This is a genomic window from Allobosea sp. TAF32 (assembly GCF_052113585.1).
Lineage (GTDB): Bacteria > Pseudomonadota > Alphaproteobacteria > Rhizobiales > Beijerinckiaceae > Allobosea.
Window position 1 is genome coordinate 23,045 of sequence record NZ_JBFRDM010000017.1, and the last position, 19,495, is coordinate 42,539.

Sequence of the window (19,495 nt, forward strand, 5' to 3'; positions counted from 1 at the left end):
CCCGCTCCAGCTTTACGGTATTGGGCCCTATGCTGTTTCTTCCGGAAGTTCAGCCTATCAGCGGACCTCGGAAAAAGGCGACCCCCGAAATTCGGAGTTTGGGGGTCGCCGTGGTCAAATCGAGGGATATAAAGAGGTGCGAATTGAAGCGCGAATCATGGGTTGGAAAAGGGCGACCCCCGAAACGCGGAGTTTGGGGGTCGCCCTCGTGAATCAGCGCTGAATCGGGAGCACCGTTGACCGCTGATAGAGAGCTCGGAAAGGCGACGCCCAAAATGCGGAGTTTGGGGGTCGCCCCGAGCGAAAGCCCCTCGTCGTCGGGCATGAATCCGTAGCGCTGAATCAGCGGTGAATCGCAGCGGACAGGCAAACGGATTGATGCATGTGAGGGGCAGCCGTCAGGCTCTTGCGGCAGGGTGGATCGGTAGCCCTGGCGCCGCGTCAGCGACCTCGTTGAATCGGAAAGTCGAGGTGCCGGGAGGCAGATGATGGCGACCGTATCGGTCGACTGCGGGGCGACCATGAATCAGGCGGCCCGGCGGCTTGCCGCTCAAGCCCATGGTTGCGCGTGCGCAAGGTCTGCGGATGGGGATTGGCCAATCGGCCATAAGAAAACCCCGCGCGAAACGGGCGAGGTCGGGCCTGCACATCGGTCTAAGGTCAGGGCTGCGCGATGCTGACGGTGATGGCGAGCGCGCCTCCGAGGCTTAATCGGATCTCGACCCGGCCTCACGCGCTCACCGATTTTCGAGGGGCGTAATCGGCTTTCGACGCGCGACCTCGCTGCGAGGGACTCGGACCTCACCACCTCTCTACCCTTGCAGATTCATCCGCTCCGCCTGGGATTGTACTCCTGACCTTTTTGCCCTCTTCGCCCTAACCGACTTTCTCGACGCCCCTGCAATGCCCGATCGACCACTGGGATTGTGGGATCGGACAAAAGAAATTCCCCGCCAACGGGCGGGGCCGCGATCTTAGTCTGGTTCGATCTTGGCCGGGCTTCCGCGCGCGCACGTCGCGGCGTCGCATATCTGCGCGACGCCAATTTCGCCGAAATAGTCGATGTCTTGGCTGGTGAATAGACTTGGGTACGGAGGTACGGGGCTCGATGGCGGTAGAACCATGGCCACAGGTTCGTCGGCGGTCAGGTACGATCCGATAGGGTAACTTCCGTAGGCCCGAGGGCTGGTGCGTCGGACGTCAAGATTTGCGGAAGGGTACTCGCCGCCGCCCGATCCGCATTTGTGACGGATCAAATGCTGGAACATGCCATTACGGCGTTCCAGCTCAGCGCGCGCCATGGGGTCCGAGGCGAGGCGCGCGTCATCCTCCGCCCGGGCAAGCTGCTTGGCTCGCTGGAGCTCGTAGTAGTCGAAGGATGCGATTTGCGAAGCCATTGGAGTGTCTCTGTGCCTCGTCTTTTTACGCCGCTACTCCGATTACATCAACAGGAGCCGATTTGGTTCCTGGTAAGATTGAGCGGCATGGTCCTGACGAATGGGTGAGATTTGCGATCAGATGAGTGCAAGCTGCGATCCATGATCGAGGCGAAGCCGGCGTTGAGCTGATAGTCCATGGCTTCCTGGAAACCGTCGTCGCCACAGACGTGGGGCATCGTCCTGTTCCTTCCGAGGATTCGGAGTTGATCGTCCTCGATCGACCCTTCCGCTCCGAAGGGGAAGTCTTTCCTAACCCCGATCCCAGTTCAGCCTGGCAATGCGGGGGTCCGCGGCGAAGGCGTCCCGCCCAAATTCGAGCGCCTGCTGCGGGAATTCGCAGAGAGCGCGAACGCCGGACGCGCTGAGACGCATGCGCCAGGTTTGTCGTTCAACAGGGGCTGGCTTTGCGAACGCGCGACAGAGCAGTATCGCGAGATTACTACCTTTTGCAGGATCGCGAACCGACTGGTAGCGGATCACATCGGAATCGGCATTCCGGGCCGCATCCGCGAACGCCTGACAGCCCTCATAGACGATCAGATCAGTCCAAATGGCTGCGTCCTTGGAAAGCGGATCCTGAGTAAGATCGAGGACGGACGGGGTTGCGACAGCAGCCGAAAAGGCCGTGTACTCGGCGGCGTTGGACGGCCAGGCCGTCTCGGGAGATTCGGAGAAGAATAGCAGCCGGTAAAACGCCATTTCAGCGATCGCCGTCGTCGCTTGCTCGCCTGCGTAGTAGACGCCGGCGGTCCGCCCGGCGCGCCGGAAGCGCGATCCGTGGGGATAGAGCGCGCCGTACCGGAAGGGCGTCGCGAGAAGGAAGTCGAGGTGACGGCATTCCGCCGGAACGGGTGGCTTCGACTCCTCGATCAGGTCTTCGAGCAGAGCTTGCTCGGCGAGGGTGTCGGTGAGCTTTAGAGTAGAGACGCGGTGCTGGGCCTCAACGAGGCGCCAGCACGAACCCTCGAAGGGCTGAAGCTCAGACGAGAGCGCGACGCGCGTCCAGGTAGGCGATGACATCGACAAGTCCACTCACGGTCTGAAGCTTCTCGATTGGTCGCGCATCGAGAGCGGTATTGGGATTGGAAAGCCAGCTGGTCGCGATCTGATCGTCGCCTCCGACAATCGCATCGAGGGACCGAAAAAGCCGAACGAACAGGATGGCGAGCTCAAACGGCTTGGTGCCAGGCTCCAGGCCAAAGGCACCGCGCTTCATGCGTGAGACAGTGGCCTCGCTGATGCCTATGATCGCCGCGAGGGTTCGGGCCGTGATCTGAAGCTGCTCGGCCGCGCGGATCGTAGCCTTCGTGATGACCGCGCCGGCCTCGGGGCGGGAAGCGTGACCGGGAAGAGTGGGCATATCATATCCTTTCCTGTGAAAGAATAACATAGAACAATTCCCTTTGAAAGATGTCCGCATCCTGTTTATTCCTGGCGGCTCACGGGCGCCGCGGATCAACACCGCTGCGAGCTTTGAGCACGGCGAGTATTTCGCCGGCCAGCACGCGCCTTGCGGCGATGACGGGGTCTGCTTCGATGCCTTCCGCGATGTAATCGACCACGTCGAGATGGCAGGGCTTCGGCGCGCAGCCCGTAAAGCTTCTTGACAATTGAATTGCGTGGTGAAACGTTTCCATGACGAACGGAAACGTTTCCACGGAGATTTCCATGAGTGACAGTTTTCTCGGCCGTCGTGCATTCCTCCAGGGCGGGGCCGCAACCGCCGGGGCGCTTGGTCTCCCCTTTTCTGTGCGAGCAGCCGATGAGCGCTCCTTGACCGTCGCGATCCCGTCGAACCCCTCGACCTTCGACCCGATCAACCAGGGCAATCACGATGCCATGGTGGTCAACCAGCTGATCTTCGAGAACCTCATCGAGATCGACGGCGAAGGCCGCCGTCGCCCCATGCTTGCGAAGGCGATGCCGGCGATCTCCGCCGATCGAACCGAATATGTCTTCGAGCTACGCGACGACGTCACATTCCAGAACGGCCAGCCGTTCACTGCGGAGGATGTGAAGTACAGCTACGATTATATGCTCGATCCGGCTCACAAGGCGCTGCGGCGCTCGGTCTGGACGAACATCGAATCCGTCGATGTCCTGGATCGCTACAAGGTGCGCTTCAAGCTGAAGACGCCTTTCCGCCCCTTCCTCGACTACATGACCAAGTATATGGGGATCTTTCCGGCGGGAAGCCGCGAGAAATACGGCAACGAAATTTTCCAGCAGAAGCCAGAGGGGCTTGGAACCGGGCCCGGCATCTTCGTCTCGGCGCGTTCCAACGATGTTGTTGAGTTCCGCCGCAATCCGAATTATTGGCGCAAGGACAATGTCGGCTGGGACCGGCTGCGCGTGAGGATCGTCTCCGAGGAGGCGGCCCGGATCGCTGCGCTGCTATCGAAGTCGGTGCACATCATCGGTGCGCCCCCCGTTCGCGACTATATTCGCCTGCGGCAGGCCAAGGCGCAGGGCATCACTGGCGGCAGCCGCCCGGCGCTCGGTAGCATGATGCTGATGATCCACAACACCCGCAAACCGCCGTTCGACGACCCCAATTTCCGCAAGGCGGTGTCGCTGGCGACCGATCGCAAGACCATCGCCGAGAAGATCTTCAACGGCTTGGTCGAGCCCTCGGCGGTGCCGGCACCGGCCTCGGCCTGGTGGTACAACGCTAATGCTGCCGAGGCGCTGGCTTTCAATCTCGACAAGGCGAAAGCCTATCTCGCCAAATCCCGCTATGCCTCCGGCGCCGAATTCGAGCTGCTCTATTCCTCACAAGGCTACCTGCTGGATGTCGGCGACGCGGCCCTGTTCATCCAGGCCTCGCTGGCGCGGCTCGGGATCAAGGTGAAGCTCCAGCCGCTCGAGACCGGCCAGCTCATCGAGCAGGTCTTCGCCGGCAACCAGACCTCGGTGCTGATGGCGGTGATCGGGCCGTCCGATCCGACCTTCATCATCCAGGGCATCTATACGCCGAACCAGGTGATGACGCGCAGCTCCGGCTATAGCAGCGAGCGGCTCAACACCCTCCTGTCCGATAGCTTCCGCGTCGACGACGAGCCATCGCTCGGGCCGATCCTCGCCGAGATGCAGGCGATCCTGGCAGAGGATTCGCCCTCGACCTGGATCGGCGCGATCCACAGCTTCAACCTCTGGCGGACCAATGTGCAGGGATTCGAGCCCAATACGGGGATCACGCTCCGCCTGACCGACGTGGCCGTGACCGACCCCCGCTGAGGCGAGATCGATGTGGTTCGCAGGTCGAATAGCTAGCAGTGTTGTGGTGCTTACCGTGGTCAGCGCTCTGCTGTTCGCGTTGACACGGCTGACGCCATTGTCGCCGGCGCGGATCGTGCTCGGCGCCGATGCCACTACCGAGCAGATCCAGGCGTTCGAGCATGATCGCGGCCTCGATCGCAGCCTGCCCGCGCAATACGCGGCCTGGGTTGCACAGCTTCCCCGGTCAGGGTTCGGGACGTCCTACATCACCGGCCGCTCGATCGATCTGGAGCTGCTCGAGAGCTTGCCCGTGACGGTCGAGCTGGTGGTGATCACCTTTCTGCTGACTTTGGTCGGCGCGATACCGCTCGGTCTCATCGCTGCGCTGACCGAAGATCGCTGGCCGGACCATCTGATCCGCATGCTATCCCTGATGGCCGTGTCGGTTCCGGGCTTCTGGCTTGCCCTGATCCTGATCCGCGTCTTCGCGGTCAAGCTGGAGTGGGTGCCGCCCATCGGGATCACGCCGCTCGCCGAAGGCTGGCACGCCCATCTTGCCTCCCTGGTGCTGCCGGCCCTGTCGATCGCGCTCTACTATATCGGTGCGCTCAGCCGCCTGATGCGCGCCGGCGTCATCGAAGTCCTGGGACAGGACTATGTCCGCACCGCGCATTCGCTCGGCTTGAGTCGGGGGCTGGTGGCCCACTACGTGGTCAAGAACGCGCTGCCGCCCTTCGTCAGCGTCGCCGGCATGTCGTTCGGCTACATGTTCGGCTGGGCGATCATTATCGAGCTGGTCTTCAACATACCCGGCCTGTCACGGGCGCTGCTGACCGCGATCACCCAGCGCGACTACCCGATGATCCAGGCCACCGTCCTGGTCGTCACGGCGATGTTCATCGTCTCGAACCTCGTGGCCGATCTCACCCAGAGGCTGATCAACCCAAGGCTGCGACATGCTTGACGTCATGCGCTCCCCGGACGCTGCATCCGCAGCCGAGGCCGCCAGGGCGCGGCGCCCGCATGCGCTCTCCGGGCTCGTCGGTCTCCTTGGTCGGCTTGCCGGGACCCCGATCGGTCTTGTCGGCCTGGTGATCGTCGGCTCGCTCAGCCTGGTCGCGCTCTTGGCGCCCTGGCTCCCGCTGCACGATCCCCTCGACCTGATGATGGAGTACCGGCTGGAGCCTCCGGGCGGATCGTTCCTCCTCGGCACGGACGAGATGGGGCGCGACATCCTCGCGCGCCTCGTCTGGGGCGCCCGGAGTTCCCTGATGATCGGCGTGCTGACCGTCGCGATCGGGCTCTCGGGTGGCGTCTTCGTCGGGACCTTGTCGGGCTACTACAGCGGAACGCTGGTCGAGAGCGCCCTGTTGGGCCTGATGGACATCTTCGCCGCGATCCCTCTGCTCGTCTGGGCCATCGCGATCGTCGGCATCTTCGGTACCGGGCCGGTGCAGCTGGGTCCCATCCTGCTGCCGAACGAAGTCAAGATCGTCCTTCTCGTCGGGCTCCTCTTCATTCCCGGGCTGGCGCGGGTCGCCCACGGTCTGGCTCTGGCCGAGGCCAAGGCGGACTATGTCGCGGCGCGACGCCTCCAGGGCGCTGGAGCATGGTCGATCATGACCAGCGACATCCTGCCCAACATCCTCTCGCCGATCTTCGTGCAGGCGAGCGTCCTGATCGGAATCGGCATCATCATCGAGGCGTCACTGAGCTTCATCGGCCTCGGCGTGCAGCCGCCGACGCCGAGCTGGGGCGGCATGCTGGCCGATGCGCGCTCCCTCGCGTTCTCTGATGAATGGTGGGTCGCGACCTGGCCGGGCCTGACCATCTTCCTCGCCGTGATCGGTTTCAATCTGATTGGAGACGCGCTCAGGACAGTGCTCGATCCGCGGCGGCGTGACGGGGGACCTGCCCTATGACCACGCCCGCACTATCCCTGGCCGATCTGTCGGTCGCCTTTGGCTCCGGGGCCGCAGCACGAAAGGTCGTCCATGGCGTGACCCTTCAGGTCGGCGCCGGCGAGAAGCTCGCCATCGTCGGCGAATCGGGTTCCGGCAAGAGCGTCACTGCGCTGGCAGTCATGCACCAGCTCGGGCGTTCGGGGCGGGTTGCGGGCGGCTCGATGCGCCTCGACGGCGAGGACATCACCAGCCTGCCGGAAAGCGCCTGTCGGGACCTGCGTGGCCGCAAGGTGGCGATGATCTTCCAGGACCCGATGACTGCCCTCAATCCGGCCTTCACCATTGGACGGCAGCTCGTGGACGTCATTCGCAGCCACGACGATCCCGGCCTCAAGGCCGCGCGCCTCCAAGCCGAAGAATTCCTCGGCAAGGTCGGCATCGACGACCCGCGCCGTCGAAGCGGTCAATATCCTCACGAACTCAGCGGCGGCATGCGCCAGCGCGTGCTGATCGCGATGGCCATCGCCTGCCGGCCGCGCCTGCTGATCGCGGACGAGCCTACGACAGCGCTCGACGTCACCGTTCAGGCCCAGGTCGTCGCGCTGCTGCGGGACATCTGCGCCAGCTTCGGGATCGCGCTGCTGTTCATTTCGCACAATCTCGATCTGGTCGCCGAATTCTGCGACCGGATCGCGGTGATGTATCGCGGCCGGATCGTGGAATCCGGCAGCACGGAAGCGATCTTCGGCTCGCCGCAGCATCCGTATACGCGGCTCCTGCTCGACGCCATCCCGCGACCTGGCCGCCTGCTGCGAGCGGCATTGCCGGGCCGCTTGCAAGAAAGCCCCGGCGAAGGGGCCTGCGACTACTTTCCCCGCTGTTCCCTGGCGGATGTGGATTGCCGCGTGCGGCCTGCCTTGCAGGGCGATGGCTCGCATTTGTGCGCCTGCTGGCGGAGTGCCTGAGATGATGCAGGCAGAGAACTTTCCATCGCCACTTCTTGCTGCCGCGGGTGTTGGCCGGCGTTACCCCGTCGCGCATTCGCCACTGGCGCGGCTGTTCGATCGCCGCACGACATCCGCCCTTCTCGGGGCGAGCCTGGAGGTGCGGGCCGGCGATGTCCTCGGGATCGTCGGCGAAAGCGGCAGCGGGAAGTCGACGCTCGCGCGACTCCTTGTCGGCCTCGACCGCCCGAGCAGCGGCCGGGTTCTGTTCGAAGGGCGCGATCTGTCCTCGTTTGCGGCCACGGACTGGCAGCGTTTCCGAAGCCGCGTCCAGTTCGTCTTCCAGGGTGCGCACACCGCCTTGAACCCCCGCAAGACTGTTGCGCGCAGCTTGAGCGAAGCCTTTCCGGACCAGCCTGCGCCGGACGCACTCAGCGCCTTGCTGGCACAGGTCAGTCTCGGGCCGGAGCTGCTCGACCGGCTGCCGCATCAACTGTCGGGTGGACAGAAGCAGCGCATCGGGATCGCCCGTGCCCTGGCCCGCCAGCCAGAGGTGCTGATCGCCGACGAGCCGACATCGGCCCTCGACGTCTCGGTGCAGAGCGAGATCGTCGCGCTGCTGCAGCAGTTGCACTGCGACCGGCAGCTGACGCTGGTGATCATCAGCCACGATCTCGGGCTCGTCGGGGCGTTCTGCGACCGCGTGCTCGTCATGTATGCCGGGCGCATCGTCGAGACAGGGCCTGCCGCGCAGATCCTGGCGGAACCGGCCCATCCCTATACGCAGCGCCTGGTGGCCGCCATCCCACGCGGGCTCGCCGGGCGCAATCGCCCTGCCGAACCGCCGCTTTCAGAAGCCGCCCGTCATGGCGGCTGCCCCTTCGAACCTCGCTGCAGCAACCGGATGCCGATCTGCGCGGAAAGCGAACCGCCCGAGGTTCGTCTCGGTGAGCGGCTCGTCGCCTGCCATCTCGCGCCATCTCGGCCCATCATCGCGGAGACTAACCCATGACAACGCGCTCGTTTCGCGTGGGCGCCGATATCGGCGGCACGTTCACCGACATCACCTTCCTCGAAAACGGCGAGACGGTTCACTCCTTCAAGCACCCGTCGACGCCGGACGACTATAGCCGCGGCATCGTCGACGGCATCCTGGCGCTGCTCGAGCGCATCGGGGGCAAGGTGAGCGAGATCGAGGAGGTCGTGCACGCCACGACCGTGGCGACCAACGCCATCTTGGAAGGCAAGGGCGCCACGACCGCTCTGCTGACGACGCGCGGATTCCGGGACGTCCTCGAACTCGGCCGGCTGCGGATGCCGGAGCTCTACAATCTCAACTATGAGAAGCCGACGCCGCTGGTGCCGCGCCACAGGCGCTACGAAATTCCCGAGCGCATCGGGGCGCGTGGCGAGATCGTCCTGCCTCTGGACGAGGAAGCGGTGGCCGAGGTGGCGCGCACCATCGCGGCCGAGGGCACGCGCGCGGTCGCGGTCAGCTTCCTGCACGCCTATGCCAATCCGCAGCACGAGCGGCGGGCCTGCGAGATCCTGACGGAGATACTGGGCCCGGAGATCTTCGTCAGCTGCTCCAGCGACGTCTTGCCGGAAATCCGCGAATACGAGCGGACCAGCACGGTGGTGGTCAACGCCTATCTCGGGCCGGTCGTGCGCTCCTATCTGCGGGCATTGACGACCCGGCTGCGCGAGGCCGGCATTCACGCTCCGCTGCAGGTGATGCAGTCGAGTGGCGGCGTGATGAGCGCGCTGGCGGCGAGCGAGAAGCCGGCCTGCATCATCGAATCCGGCCCTGCGGCCGGGGTGATTGCGGCGGCCCGCATCGGTGCGGCCGGCAACTCCAGCGACATCATCACCATCGACATGGGTGGCACCACCGCCAAGGCCGCGATCATCGAGCAGGGCCAGCCCGCACGCACCACGGAGTACGAAGTCGGGGCCGGGATCAATATTTCGAGTAAGCTGATCAAGGGCGGCGGACATGCGGTGAAGCTGCCCTTCATCGACGTCTCGGAAATCGGCGCCGGCGGCGGCAGCATCATCCGGGTCGATGCCGGAGGCCTGATCCAGGTCGGCCCCGACAGCGCCGGCGCCGCTCCGGGCCCGGCCTGCTATGGCGCGGGCGGATCCCGGCCGACGCTGACCGATGCCCTCGTCACGCTCGGCTACATCAATCCGGAATACATCGCCGGCGGCGCCGTGCGCCTCGATGCCGAGCGCTCCCGGCAGGCGCTCAGCGAGCAGGTCTGCGTGCCGACGGGCCTCGATCTCCAGGCCGCGGCGCATGGCGTCTACGCCATCGCGGCATCGACGATGATGCGCGCCGTCAAGGCGGTCTCGACCTATCGCGGACGCGATCCGCGCGACTTCACTCTGTTCGCATTCGGCGGCAACGGCCCGGCCGTGGCGGCCGAGATCGCCCGTCTCCTCGACATGAAGCGCGTCGTCGTCCCGTCCCATCCCGGCGTCTTCAGCGCGCTCGGGTTGCTCTATTCGACGACCGAGCACGACCTGATGCAGACCTATTTCTGCGCCCTCGATGGCATCGATTCTGACGAGCTCGACATTGCCTATAGCAAGCTCGAGACCAGCATGATCGCTGGTCTGGAGGCGGACGGGTTCGCGAAGGACGACATCGAGATCGACCGGCTCGCCGACCTGCGTTACGCCGGGCAGGCCTATGAGCTGACGATCGCGGTCGCCCGCCATCCTGACGGCGCGATCGACATAGCGGCCACGAGCGAGGCCTTCCATCGGGAGCATGAGCTGACCTACGGCCATGCCTCGGCGGGCGATCCGCTCGAAATCGTTAATATCCGCGTCACCGGTCGCCCTCATAGCGAGAGCGCCGCGACCTACCGGCCGTCAGCTCCTCAAGCGTCCGCGGCATCGTCCGGTGCCCTGCCGGCGCGGACCTGCTGGTTCGGCGCGGAATGGGGCCACCTGCCGACGCCGGTCATCACCCGCCGGGACCTCGCCGCCGGCGATCGCCAGAGCCCGCTGATCGTCGAGGAATACGACGCCACCTGCGTCGTGCCGCCCGGCTGGACCGCGGGTCTGGATGACCTGGGCAACCTCGTGCTCACAGCCTCCGAAAGGTAACGCCATGCTTGCCACGAATTCTGTTCCCGATCGGACGCGTTCTGATCCGGTGACGCTGGAGATCGTCAAGAACGCCCTTGCCTCGATCGCCGACGAGATGGCGCTCGTCATCCTGCGCAGCGCCTATTCGCCGATCGTCCGGGACTCGATGGACTATTCGACGGCGCTCTGCGATCGGGACGGACTCATCATCGCGCAGGGCCTCACCAACCCTGTGCATCTCGGCTCGTTCCCGAGCGTGATGGCGAATATCCTCAAGCGCTTCGGCGGGACGATGCAGCCGGGCGACGGCTACATCACCAACGATCCCTATGGTGCCGGCGGCATGCATCTGCCGGATGTCTATCTGGTCAAGCCGGTCTTCCATGACGGTGAGGTCCAGGGCTTCGTCGCCAGCCTCGTCCACCACACCGACCTCGGCGGCATGGCGCCGGGCAGCATGGCGCTCCATGCGACAGAGATATACCAGGAGGGTCTCCGCATCCCGCTGATCAGGGCGATGCGCGAAGACCGGATGGACGAGAACCTTCTCGCCTTCCTGGAGGTGAACTCGCGCATTCCGGCGCAGGTTCTGGGCGACCTGCGGGCTCAGGTCGCCGCCTGCGCCGCGGCGGAACGGGGTTTCGGCAAGGTGCTTGCGAAATACGGCGTGCTGCCGATGCGCGGTATGCTGGCCGAGCTGCACGACTATGCCGAGCAGCTTGTCCGCGACGAAATCCGCGCCATGCCGGATGGCGTCTACGAGGCGGAGGATTTCATCGATGGCCTCGGCGAAGTCGATGGCCCGATCCGGTTCAAGGTCGCGGTCACGGTCGCCGGCGACGAGATCGAGATCGACTGGACCGGAACCAGCGGAGAGGTGCCGGGCGCCATCAACGGGCCCGTCGCGATCACCTATTCAGTCGCCTATGCCGCATTGCGCTGCGCCGTTCAGGCGGCGGTGCCGAACTGCGAGGGCTATGCCCGCCCGGTCCGGGTCGTGGCGCCGCTCGGCACAATCGTCAATCCGCGTCCGCCCGCCGCCTGCGCTGCGCGCGGCGTCATGGCCTACCGCATGCTCGACGTGCTGTTCAACGCCTTCGCCCAGATCGTGCCGGACCGGATGCCGGCCGCTGGCGAAGGAGGGCCTTCAGCCATTTCGCTGAGCGGCGTCCATGACGGCAAGGCCTGGCTGATCACGGACGGAATCCTCGGAAGCTGGGGCGGCCGTGCCACCAAGGATGGTGTCGACGGAATCGCCAACCCCGGCGCCAACCTGTCGAACATGCCCGTGGAGCTGATCGAGGCGCGCTACCCGCTACGGATCGAGAGCTATGGCCTGGTTGCCAATTCGGGTGGTGCTGGGCAACGCCGCGGCGGCATGGCGATCACGCGGTCCTATCGCATCCTTGGGAAGACCGCGGCCCTCACTGTCCGCTCGGACCGCCGCGCGCATCTTCCACCGGGGCTGTTCGGCGGGTGCCCGGGGTCGCCATCCCTCAATATTCTCGATCACGACGGCAAAGCCGATCTCCTGCCAGTGATGCCGATGCGGACGCTCGCGCTGCACGAGGGCGATCTCTTCACGCATGTCGCGCCCGGCGGCGGCGGCAATGGCGATCCGCTGGAGCGCGATCCGGCGCATGTGGCCGCCGATGTACGTGACGGGCGCTTCACCGAGGCATTTGCGCGCGATGTCTATGGCGTCGTGATCGATGCGGATGGCCGCGTGGATCCCAGCGCGACGAAGGCCCGCCGCGACTGCCTGGCAGCCGATCCTTCCGGACTTGCTGCCGCGCAACTTCGACTTTTCATGGACCGCAATCGGAGCATTGCCTCGAACACCGAACGAAAAGGAGAGGCGGCATGACCGTGCATGCAGCATTGACGGGTTACGATCCCGCCCAGACGCGGACGGACTGCCTCCGGCACGATCGCGCTCGCCTGCTGCGCCCGAGCTGGGCGGAGCTCGATTTCGGCGCGCTGAGCCGGAATGTCGCCGCGACGCGCCAGAGGGTTGGCCCGGATGTCAGCATCTATTTCGTATGCAAGGGCGATGGTTTCGGCTTCGGCGCCGCCGCGGTCGCAAAGGCTGCGGAACGTGCGGGAGTCGACGGCTTCTGCGCCGGCAGCCCGGATGAGGTCGTCTCGATCCGCAGCACCGGCACGACACTCCCGGTCCTGCTGTTCGCGTCCACTCTTCCCGCCGACCTGCCGGCTGCGGCACGGCTCGGCGCCACGGTGACGGTGCAGAGCATCGCCGATGCGGAGGTGGTGATCGCCGCAGGCGAGGCGATCGAGGTCTTCGTCGAGGTCGATTGCGGCCTTGGCCGCTATGGCTTGCGCCGCGAGCAATGGCCAGGCGTGCTGCAGCGCCTTCGTGCCGCTGGTCACGTCACGGTTCGGGGCCTGTACTCGCACCTGAGCACGCCCGACGATCCGGATGTGAGCGGTCGCCAGGCGGAGCTCTTCCGGCAGGCCGCGGCCGATGCCGCCGCAGCCGGACATGACGACCTCACGCTCATGCTGGCATCGAGCCGTGTGGTGCTGGCCTATCCGGACATGCTCTTCAATGCGGTCGATCCCGGGCGGCTGATCTATGGCGGAGGGCTCGACGAGAACTGGATGGAGATCGGCGCTCTCTCGCCTTTGCTCAAGGCCGTGAAATCCCGGATCATCCAGATTCAGGAGCACCCTCCCGGCACCGTGCTCGGCATAGGCTATGGCGCGCCGATCGCCATCGCGCACGGCATGCGCACCGCAGTCGCGCCCATCGGCTTCTGGGACGGGCTGAACCATATCCCGCCACTGGGCGAAGTCCTGATCCGCGGCCGCCGTTGTCCTGTGCTGGGCCGCCGGACCTTCCAGCATTCGGTCCTCGATGTGACTGCGCTCGGCGATGTCGCACTGGGTGACGAGATCGTCGTCCTCGGCCTGCAGGGAACCGAGGAAATCTCGATCCACGATCTCGCCAAAGCGATCGGCATTCCCGTCATCGAACTGGTTCCCCGGCTCGCACGGTGCTTGCCACATGTGTATGTCGATGAGGCGCAGGAGAGGGGCGGTCCGGGTGAGTGAAGAAAGGGCGGGGCAAGCGACGAGCGAGCCCAGGACCGTCACGATCAAGGATGTCGCCAGCCGGGCCGGGGTCGGCCTCGGCACTGTCTCGCGCGTCCTCAACGGAAATGAGAATGTCGCGCCCCAGTTGCGCGACCGGGTCTTCCGGGCCGTTCAGGAGCTCGGCTATCGTCCCAACTCCGTCGCCCGCTCCATGCGGCTCGGCAAGAGCTACGCCGTCGGCTGCCTCGTCACGGATATTCGGCAGCCGATCGCGGCCGAAATGATCGCAGCGGCGGAGACGACGCTGGGCCGGGCCGGCTACACGCTGATTGTCGCGAGCACCCATTTCGACGACAAGCGCGAGACCGAGCTTCTGTCGTTGATGCAGAACCGCGTCGTCGATGGCATGCTCTTATTGGTCAATCGCGACAACGATCCGGATGTCACGCAGCGGCTCGCCGCGATCAACATCCCGATGGTGCTGTGGGAACGCAGCCCGAGCGGCGGCTTCGACACTGTTCTGACCAAGCATCGGGACGGCGCCCGCAGCGCGACCGCTCATCTTCTCGAACTGGGACACCGCGAGATCGCGCTCGTCGCCGGTCATCTCGACACTTGGGTCGGCCGAGAGCAGAAGGCGGGCTTCGATGCCGCGTTCGCGGACCACGGGCTGGATCCTGCGGCGGGTCTGGTCTTCGAAGTTGGTCCGTTCAAGATGCGCGAGCTGGAAGCGCTATTGCGTCGCGAACGGCCGATCACGGCCATCATCGCCAATATCGACGAGATTCCCGCGATTCTACTCTTCTGCGCCAACCGCGGCCTGATACTGCCGCGCGACCTGTCGATCGTCTCGATCGGTGACGCCAGCATCCTTGAAGTGATGACGCCCTCGATCACGGCGGTACGCGGCAACGGCACGAAAGTGGCGCAGCTCGCGGCCAATCTCCTGCTGAAGAAAATGTCCGACAAGCAGCCCGAGACTGTGCCGGAGCGTCTCACTGTCGGGATGCAGCTCAAGGTCCGGCGTTCTACCGCTCCTTTAGGCACGGGTGGCGAGAATGGTTCGGGCCGCCAGGGGCGTGTCTGAGCCCGATCGCTCACTATGGAGAAGACCGTGGCGCCCCTCCATGTCAGAACGCCCGCCTGCTACTCACCGGCTCTCTCCCGCGCGAGCGGCCGCAAGGTCTGGCTGAAGCTTGAATCTCTCCAGCCGACGGGATCGTTCAAGCTCCGCGGCATCGGCCTTGCGTGCCAGCACTATGCACGGAGGGGGGCCAAACGCTTTGTCAGCTCCTCCGGGGGCAACGCCGGGATCGCCGCCGCCTATGCCGGGCGCGAGCTTGGCATCCCGGTCAGGGTGGTCGTTCCCGAGACGACACCGGCAAGGGCGCGTCGCCTCATCTCCGGCATGGATGCCGAAATCCTTGTGCATGGCGCCTCCTGGCAGGAGGCGAACGAGCACACGCTCGCGATGCTGGGAGACGGCAATGCGTTTATCCACCCTTTCGACGACCCGGTAGTTTGGTCAGGGCATTCGACGATCATCGACGAGGTGGTCGAGGATGGCGTGCGGCCTGACCTCGTCGTTCTCTCCGTCGGCGGCGGGGGATTGCTCAGCGGTGTCGTTGAAGGCCTGCAGCGCCACGAGCTGACGACCCCCGTTCTGACCGTGGGGACGAAGGGCGCCTCCTGCCTTGCGCAATCGGCTGCCCGGAACGAGCGCATCGTCCTGCCAGCGATCGACAGCATCGCGACCTCCCTCGGCGCCCGCCAGGTGGCGGAGCATGCTTTCGCTCTGCTGTCGAAGCATCGCATCGGCTGCGCCGTGGTGTCGGATCTTCAGGCAGTCGACGCTTGCCTGCGCTTCCTCGACGATCTTCGTATTCTCGTCGAGCCGGCCTGCGGGGCAAGCATCGCCGCGATCTACGAGCAGGTGGCGGAACTCGCCGATTTCCAGAACATTCTGGTCATAATCTGCGGCGGGGCGTTAGCGACCGTAGAGCAGCTGACAGCATGGCGTCGCAGCCTCGCGTCAGCGAGCGCTTCCTGAACTCAGGCCGAAGTTCGCGTTCGAACCATAAGGCCTGGTCCCAATCTAACGCGAGGAGATTCCGATGACGGTCGATTTCCAGGGCAGCTTCATCGAGAAAGCGGCCCTTGTCGTCATGCACTATCAGGTGGATGTGTTCGACATCCTGTTCGGCGAGCAGCCATCACCCTTGCTGGGTCGTTGCAACGCCTTGATCCGACGTTGGCGTTCCACCGGCCGGCCGATATTTTTCCCGAATTTTTCTCTAGGCGGCGGCCATGAACATGCGCCACCGACAAGCAATCGTCAGATCACCCCATATCTCCCGACCGGGCGATTTCGGACCGGACTGCCTGCCAAAGGGCTGGCGGTGGAACCGGTAGACATCTTCTATGCATGTCCCCGAGCCAGCGTGTTTTATGGCACGTCGCTTGACGCCGACCTACGGACGCGCGGTGTGAACACGCTCGTCATGGCCGGTATCAGCTCGACCGGCGTTGTTCTTTCGAGCGTCGCTTGGGCCAGCGATGCAGATTACGATCTGCGCCTGGTCGAAGACTGCTGTTATGATCCTGATCAGGCCGCGCACGAGGCTCTTTTTCGTTCAGGATTCGGCGGGCGCGTGGAGGTGGTGCGCGGGGCATAAAATGGCTCGGCCTATCCCCTTGTCAGCTACCTATCCGCCAACTGCTCTGAATTTGCCGCCGCCGAACGCTACAGTCGCGCATACACCAGGTCGTGCGTGACATAGTCCGCGAACAGGAAGTCCCGGATCGCAGCAACCTTGCCGCGATCCCAGCCGATCAAGATGAAATAACGCGGCGCGCCATCGGGCTTGTCTGGACTCGTAACCAGAACAGCGGGGTGTCTTCCACGAGGGCGGCTGAAAAGTGCCAATGGGTTTCGGCGGCATAACGACCGAAATAGTTGCCGACATGGTCTTTTCCTTCGGCCGGCAATCTGCCGAGCAGTTCAGCCGGGCTCGGACCATCGCGCGGTTGATGACCACGGGTCGCGACAATCTCACGAAGGCCGAGACTGTTACGATCGCGGCGATCGAGAACGGCGTACCGGCCTTGGTAGAGGCCCGCGAAATCGTCGCCGGCTTCCACGCCATGATCAGGTCGAGGCGGGCCGAGCCCATGGCTTCCTGGATCGAGCGCGCGTCGCAAAGCCTGGTCGCCTCATTGGCGAATGGCGTCCGGCGCGACGAAGCCGCCGTGCGAGCGGTAATCCTCTCGACTTGGTCAAACGGCCAGACCGAAGGCCAGATCACCCGTCTCAAGCTCGTCAAACGCCAGATGTACGGCCGCGGAAAGATCGACCTTCTCCAGGCGCGCCTCATCGGAGCGCAATGATCCCGAACGTCAGCGAGATTGCGTCAGACCCAAACTTGCACACGATGACGTAATTACTGCCGTTGAGCCCCTGACTTCAGAGTGACGGACGGCAGGCAGCGGCGCCGGCCCGAGCACGGGATGGTCATCATGAAACAATATGTCGGGCTGGATGTATCGCAGAAAGAGACCAGCGTTTGCGTCGTCGATGAATCTGGAAAGGTCGTCTTTCAAGGCAGGGCGAGGTCCGATCCCGGTGCTTTGGCTGAACTGCTGAGCAAGCGCGCGCCGAGCGCCGAGCGGATCGGCTTTGAGACCGGCGCGATGTCGAGCTGGCTGTGGCATGAACTCAACCGGATCGGCCTGCCCGTCGTCTGCATCGACGCCCGGCACGCGAAAGCCGTGCTGTCGGTTCGAATGAACAAGAGCGACGAGAACGACGCCCAAGGCCTGGCGGAGTTGGTTCGGGTCGGCTGGTACCGAGAAGTCAAAGTGAAGAGTGCAGAGAGTCAGGCAACCCGATCCCTGCTCGTCGCACGCTCGAGGCTTGTCGCCATCCGCCGCGATCTGGAGAACCAGATCCGTTCGATGCTGAAGGAATATGGGCTGCAGTTCAGCCGATCGATTGGTGCGCAGTTCCGGCGAAAGGTCCTGGAGCTGGTTGTCGAGGGTCATCCGCTCCGATCCGTGATTGGCGCGCTCCTCAGCGTCCATGAACAGGCTTGCGAGGAACAGGAGAAACTCGATCGTCAGGTCCGGCGCCTCGCTCGTGACGACTGCACCACGCGCCGGCTGATGACGGTTCCTGGCGTCGGCGTGGTGACGGCGCTGACCTACCGCCACACGATCGATGATCCCCTCGCGCTTCTCCTCGGCCAGCGATGTCGGTGCCTACCTGGGTCTGACTCCGTGGCGAAAGCAATCCGGGGAAACGGATGTTAGCGGCCGTGTCTCGCATTGGGGAGATCGTCTGCTGCGAACCTATCTCTACGAGGCAGCCAGCGTCCTGATGCATCGAACCCAGAAATGGTCGACGCTGAAAGCATGGGGCATACGTCTCTCCAAGCGGATCGGGATGAAGAAGGCCAAGGTGGCCGTCGCACGCAAGATGGCCGTGCTCCTCCACTGCATCTGGGTCGACGGCACCAGCTTTGAATGGGGAAGCGAAAAGACGGCATAGTTGTTATCCGCGTCAACCTGCTCACGGGCGCCACTCTCGGCACTCGCGATGTCCCCGCCGGGACGGCGGTTGTGGTGACCTCGTTGTTTCGGCTGACGTCCACTGGAACGTCGTTGCACACGTTGAGGCACCCGACCCGTACATCATCATGAGGCGCTCGACCTCGGAAAGGACCATGACCCCGGCGATGACGGCGCGAAATCTGAGTTGACAGCTCCCCGCAATTAAAGGGCCGAAACACAATCCGCCTCGCCTGGTATCCACTGGCCACTGAAGGTGGGCGACTTGTCTCAAAGCAGACGCTCCAAAGGTCGCAGATGGGTCGTGAGCTGACAGTCCCGCYAGGTCTCTGGCTGCTCTCCAAAGTCGGAGCTTTGGCCGCTTCATGGGGCACTTCGAGGGGAGGGCCAGGCCTAGCGAGGCCAGCGGCSGTTCGTTCCGGTCGAAATGGCCAGGATCACGAAACAGACTGTTGCTGCGATCAGCAGCGTCGCGATTAGCGTTACCGGGATCAGCATGCGGACCTCCGCTGCGATCATTGAAATCTCCTCAACTTAACCCTCACGCGTTGGGTGGGGTTCCGCATCACATCCGGAGCATTTGATGGACACGACCGCAGCACGCCGGGGGCTGGTCGCCGGCTATTCGCTTGTTGTTGGCCGTGGCCCGCAGTCCAATAAGGCGACCACGGACCCCTTCGGCGTTTTGGCGCAGCTCTCCTTCTTCGTCGGCAGACCCTTGTTGGTCAMGAGCAGAAGGCTGATCGCGACGCCGGCAACGGCACAGGCATAGGTCATACGCTTTCTCCGATCCTTCGATCGGCCAATGAGAGGCGCATGCGATGGCCATTGGGTGATCCCGATGCAGCGCTGACGCGATCATTCTGTGACCGGCCGCGCCCGATTTCCTCGCCCGCCGCGCGCGGGCTTTTTCATTCCTGGAGCATTGTCTGGTGACCTTCAAGGGCGCTGCGAAGCGCCTTGGCGATATCGATTTGCCTCGGATCGGCGACACCTTCAGCCTTCGGGACGCTCTCTTGAACATGCAGCGGAGGATCGATTGGCTTGAGGGCCGCTCGCGCACTGGTCCTTCCTGAAATCGAGCGGCTCACCGCCGCAAGATGGCTGCCGGCCTGAGCGGCTTGATCCCTGACCTGGGCCCGGCCTGCTCCCGCGGCGCCGGGCCGTTTTTTGTGGGGGGACTGCCTATATTGTCGGGCCAGCGAGCAGACGCTGGAGCTGAACGTTGGTTTCGTAGAGGCGCGGAACTCAGGCTAATCTCGATGGT

The 19,495-nt window shown here is 64.4% G+C and carries 16 protein-coding genes and 2 pseudogenes; 14 read left to right on the plus strand and 4 right to left on the minus strand.

Annotated features, from left to right (window positions below):
* Positions 1-974: 974 nt before the first annotated feature.
* The 4 genes from AB4Z16_RS27190 to AB4Z16_RS27205 all read right to left on the minus strand — a co-directional run bounded on the left by AB4Z16_RS27190 (position 975) and on the right by AB4Z16_RS27205 (position 3,109).
* The gene (locus AB4Z16_RS27190; RefSeq protein WP_441514443.1) at positions 975-1,397 is read right to left on the minus strand and encodes a hypothetical protein; all 423 of its coding nucleotides are present in this window, start codon (positions 1,395-1,397) and stop codon (positions 975-977) included.
* A gap of 291 nt (positions 1,398-1,688) precedes the next feature.
* On the minus strand, positions 1,689-2,459 hold the full coding sequence (locus AB4Z16_RS27195) for an RES family NAD+ phosphorylase (RefSeq protein ID WP_441514444.1): 771 nt from the start codon (positions 2,457-2,459) through the stop codon (positions 1,689-1,691).
* Positions 2,419-2,799, minus strand: coding sequence for an MbcA/ParS/Xre antitoxin family protein (locus tag AB4Z16_RS27200; RefSeq protein ID WP_441514458.1), 381 nt, complete (start codon positions 2,797-2,799; stop codon positions 2,419-2,421). The genes AB4Z16_RS27195 and AB4Z16_RS27200 overlap by 41 nt, the downstream gene beginning before the upstream one ends.
* Before the next feature lie 79 nt (positions 2,800-2,878).
* Positions 2,879-3,109: a hypothetical protein gene (locus tag AB4Z16_RS27205; RefSeq protein WP_441514445.1), complete on the minus strand. Its 231-nt coding sequence runs from the start codon at positions 3,107-3,109 to the stop codon at positions 2,879-2,881.
* 103 nt (positions 3,110-3,212) lie between these two features.
* Between AB4Z16_RS27205 and AB4Z16_RS27210 the strand changes: the two genes are divergently transcribed.
* From AB4Z16_RS27210 to AB4Z16_RS27275, 14 genes and pseudogenes are all read left to right on the plus strand, one after another.
* Positions 3,213-4,676, plus strand: coding sequence for an ABC transporter substrate-binding protein (locus AB4Z16_RS27210; RefSeq protein ID WP_441514446.1), 1,464 nt, complete (start codon positions 3,213-3,215; stop codon positions 4,674-4,676).
* A gap of 10 nt (positions 4,677-4,686) precedes the next feature.
* Positions 4,687-5,622: an ABC transporter permease gene (locus AB4Z16_RS27215; protein ID WP_441514447.1), complete on the plus strand. Its 936-nt coding sequence runs from the start codon at positions 4,687-4,689 to the stop codon at positions 5,620-5,622.
* Positions 5,615-6,580 (plus strand): ABC transporter permease, encoded by a 966-nt coding sequence (locus tag AB4Z16_RS27220; RefSeq protein WP_441514448.1) that lies wholly within the window; start codon positions 5,615-5,617, stop codon positions 6,578-6,580. Before AB4Z16_RS27215 ends, AB4Z16_RS27220 begins: the two co-directional genes overlap by 8 nt.
* Positions 6,577-7,527 carry an ABC transporter ATP-binding protein gene (locus tag AB4Z16_RS27225; protein WP_441514449.1) on the plus strand — a complete coding sequence of 317 codons (951 nt, stop codon included), beginning with the start codon at positions 6,577-6,579 and terminating at the stop codon, positions 7,525-7,527. Before AB4Z16_RS27220 ends, AB4Z16_RS27225 begins: the two co-directional genes overlap by 4 nt.
* Position 7,528: 1 nt before the next feature.
* Positions 7,529-8,518, plus strand: coding sequence for an ABC transporter ATP-binding protein (locus tag AB4Z16_RS27230; RefSeq protein WP_441514450.1), 990 nt, complete (start codon positions 7,529-7,531; stop codon positions 8,516-8,518).
* Complete coding sequence (locus AB4Z16_RS27235; RefSeq protein ID WP_441514451.1) at positions 8,515-10,623, plus strand: hydantoinase/oxoprolinase family protein; 2,109 nt, start codon at positions 8,515-8,517, stop codon at positions 10,621-10,623. The genes AB4Z16_RS27230 and AB4Z16_RS27235 overlap by 4 nt, the downstream gene beginning before the upstream one ends.
* Before the next feature lie 4 nt (positions 10,624-10,627).
* Entirely contained in the window at positions 10,628-12,472 is a 1,845-nt protein-coding gene (locus AB4Z16_RS27240) for a hydantoinase B/oxoprolinase family protein (protein WP_441514452.1), read from the plus strand.
* On the plus strand, positions 12,469-13,680 hold the full coding sequence (alr, locus tag AB4Z16_RS27245; RefSeq protein WP_441514453.1) for an alanine racemase: 1,212 nt from the start codon (positions 12,469-12,471) through the stop codon (positions 13,678-13,680). Before AB4Z16_RS27240 ends, alr begins: the two co-directional genes overlap by 4 nt.
* Positions 13,673-14,749, plus strand: coding sequence for a LacI family DNA-binding transcriptional regulator (locus tag AB4Z16_RS27250; protein WP_441514454.1), 1,077 nt, complete (start codon positions 13,673-13,675; stop codon positions 14,747-14,749). The genes alr and AB4Z16_RS27250 overlap by 8 nt, the downstream gene beginning before the upstream one ends.
* Before the next feature lie 27 nt (positions 14,750-14,776).
* Complete coding sequence (locus AB4Z16_RS27255) at positions 14,777-15,712, plus strand: pyridoxal-phosphate dependent enzyme (protein ID WP_441514455.1); 936 nt, start codon at positions 14,777-14,779, stop codon at positions 15,710-15,712.
* A gap of 64 nt (positions 15,713-15,776) precedes the next feature.
* On the plus strand, positions 15,777-16,337 hold the full coding sequence (locus tag AB4Z16_RS27260; protein ID WP_441514456.1) for a cysteine hydrolase family protein: 561 nt from the start codon (positions 15,777-15,779) through the stop codon (positions 16,335-16,337).
* 334 nt (positions 16,338-16,671) lie between these two features.
* Positions 16,672-17,049, plus strand: a pseudogene (locus tag AB4Z16_RS27265) (transposase); the annotation flags it as partial.
* Positions 17,050-17,178: 129 nt separating this feature from the next.
* Positions 17,179-18,208: pseudogene (locus tag AB4Z16_RS27270) on the plus strand (IS110 family RNA-guided transposase).
* A 603-nt stretch (positions 18,209-18,811) separates the two neighbouring features.
* Positions 18,812-19,000 (plus strand): hypothetical protein, encoded by a 189-nt coding sequence (locus tag AB4Z16_RS27275; protein ID WP_441514457.1) that lies wholly within the window; start codon positions 18,812-18,814, stop codon positions 18,998-19,000.
* Positions 19,001-19,495: the final 495 nt, after the last annotated feature.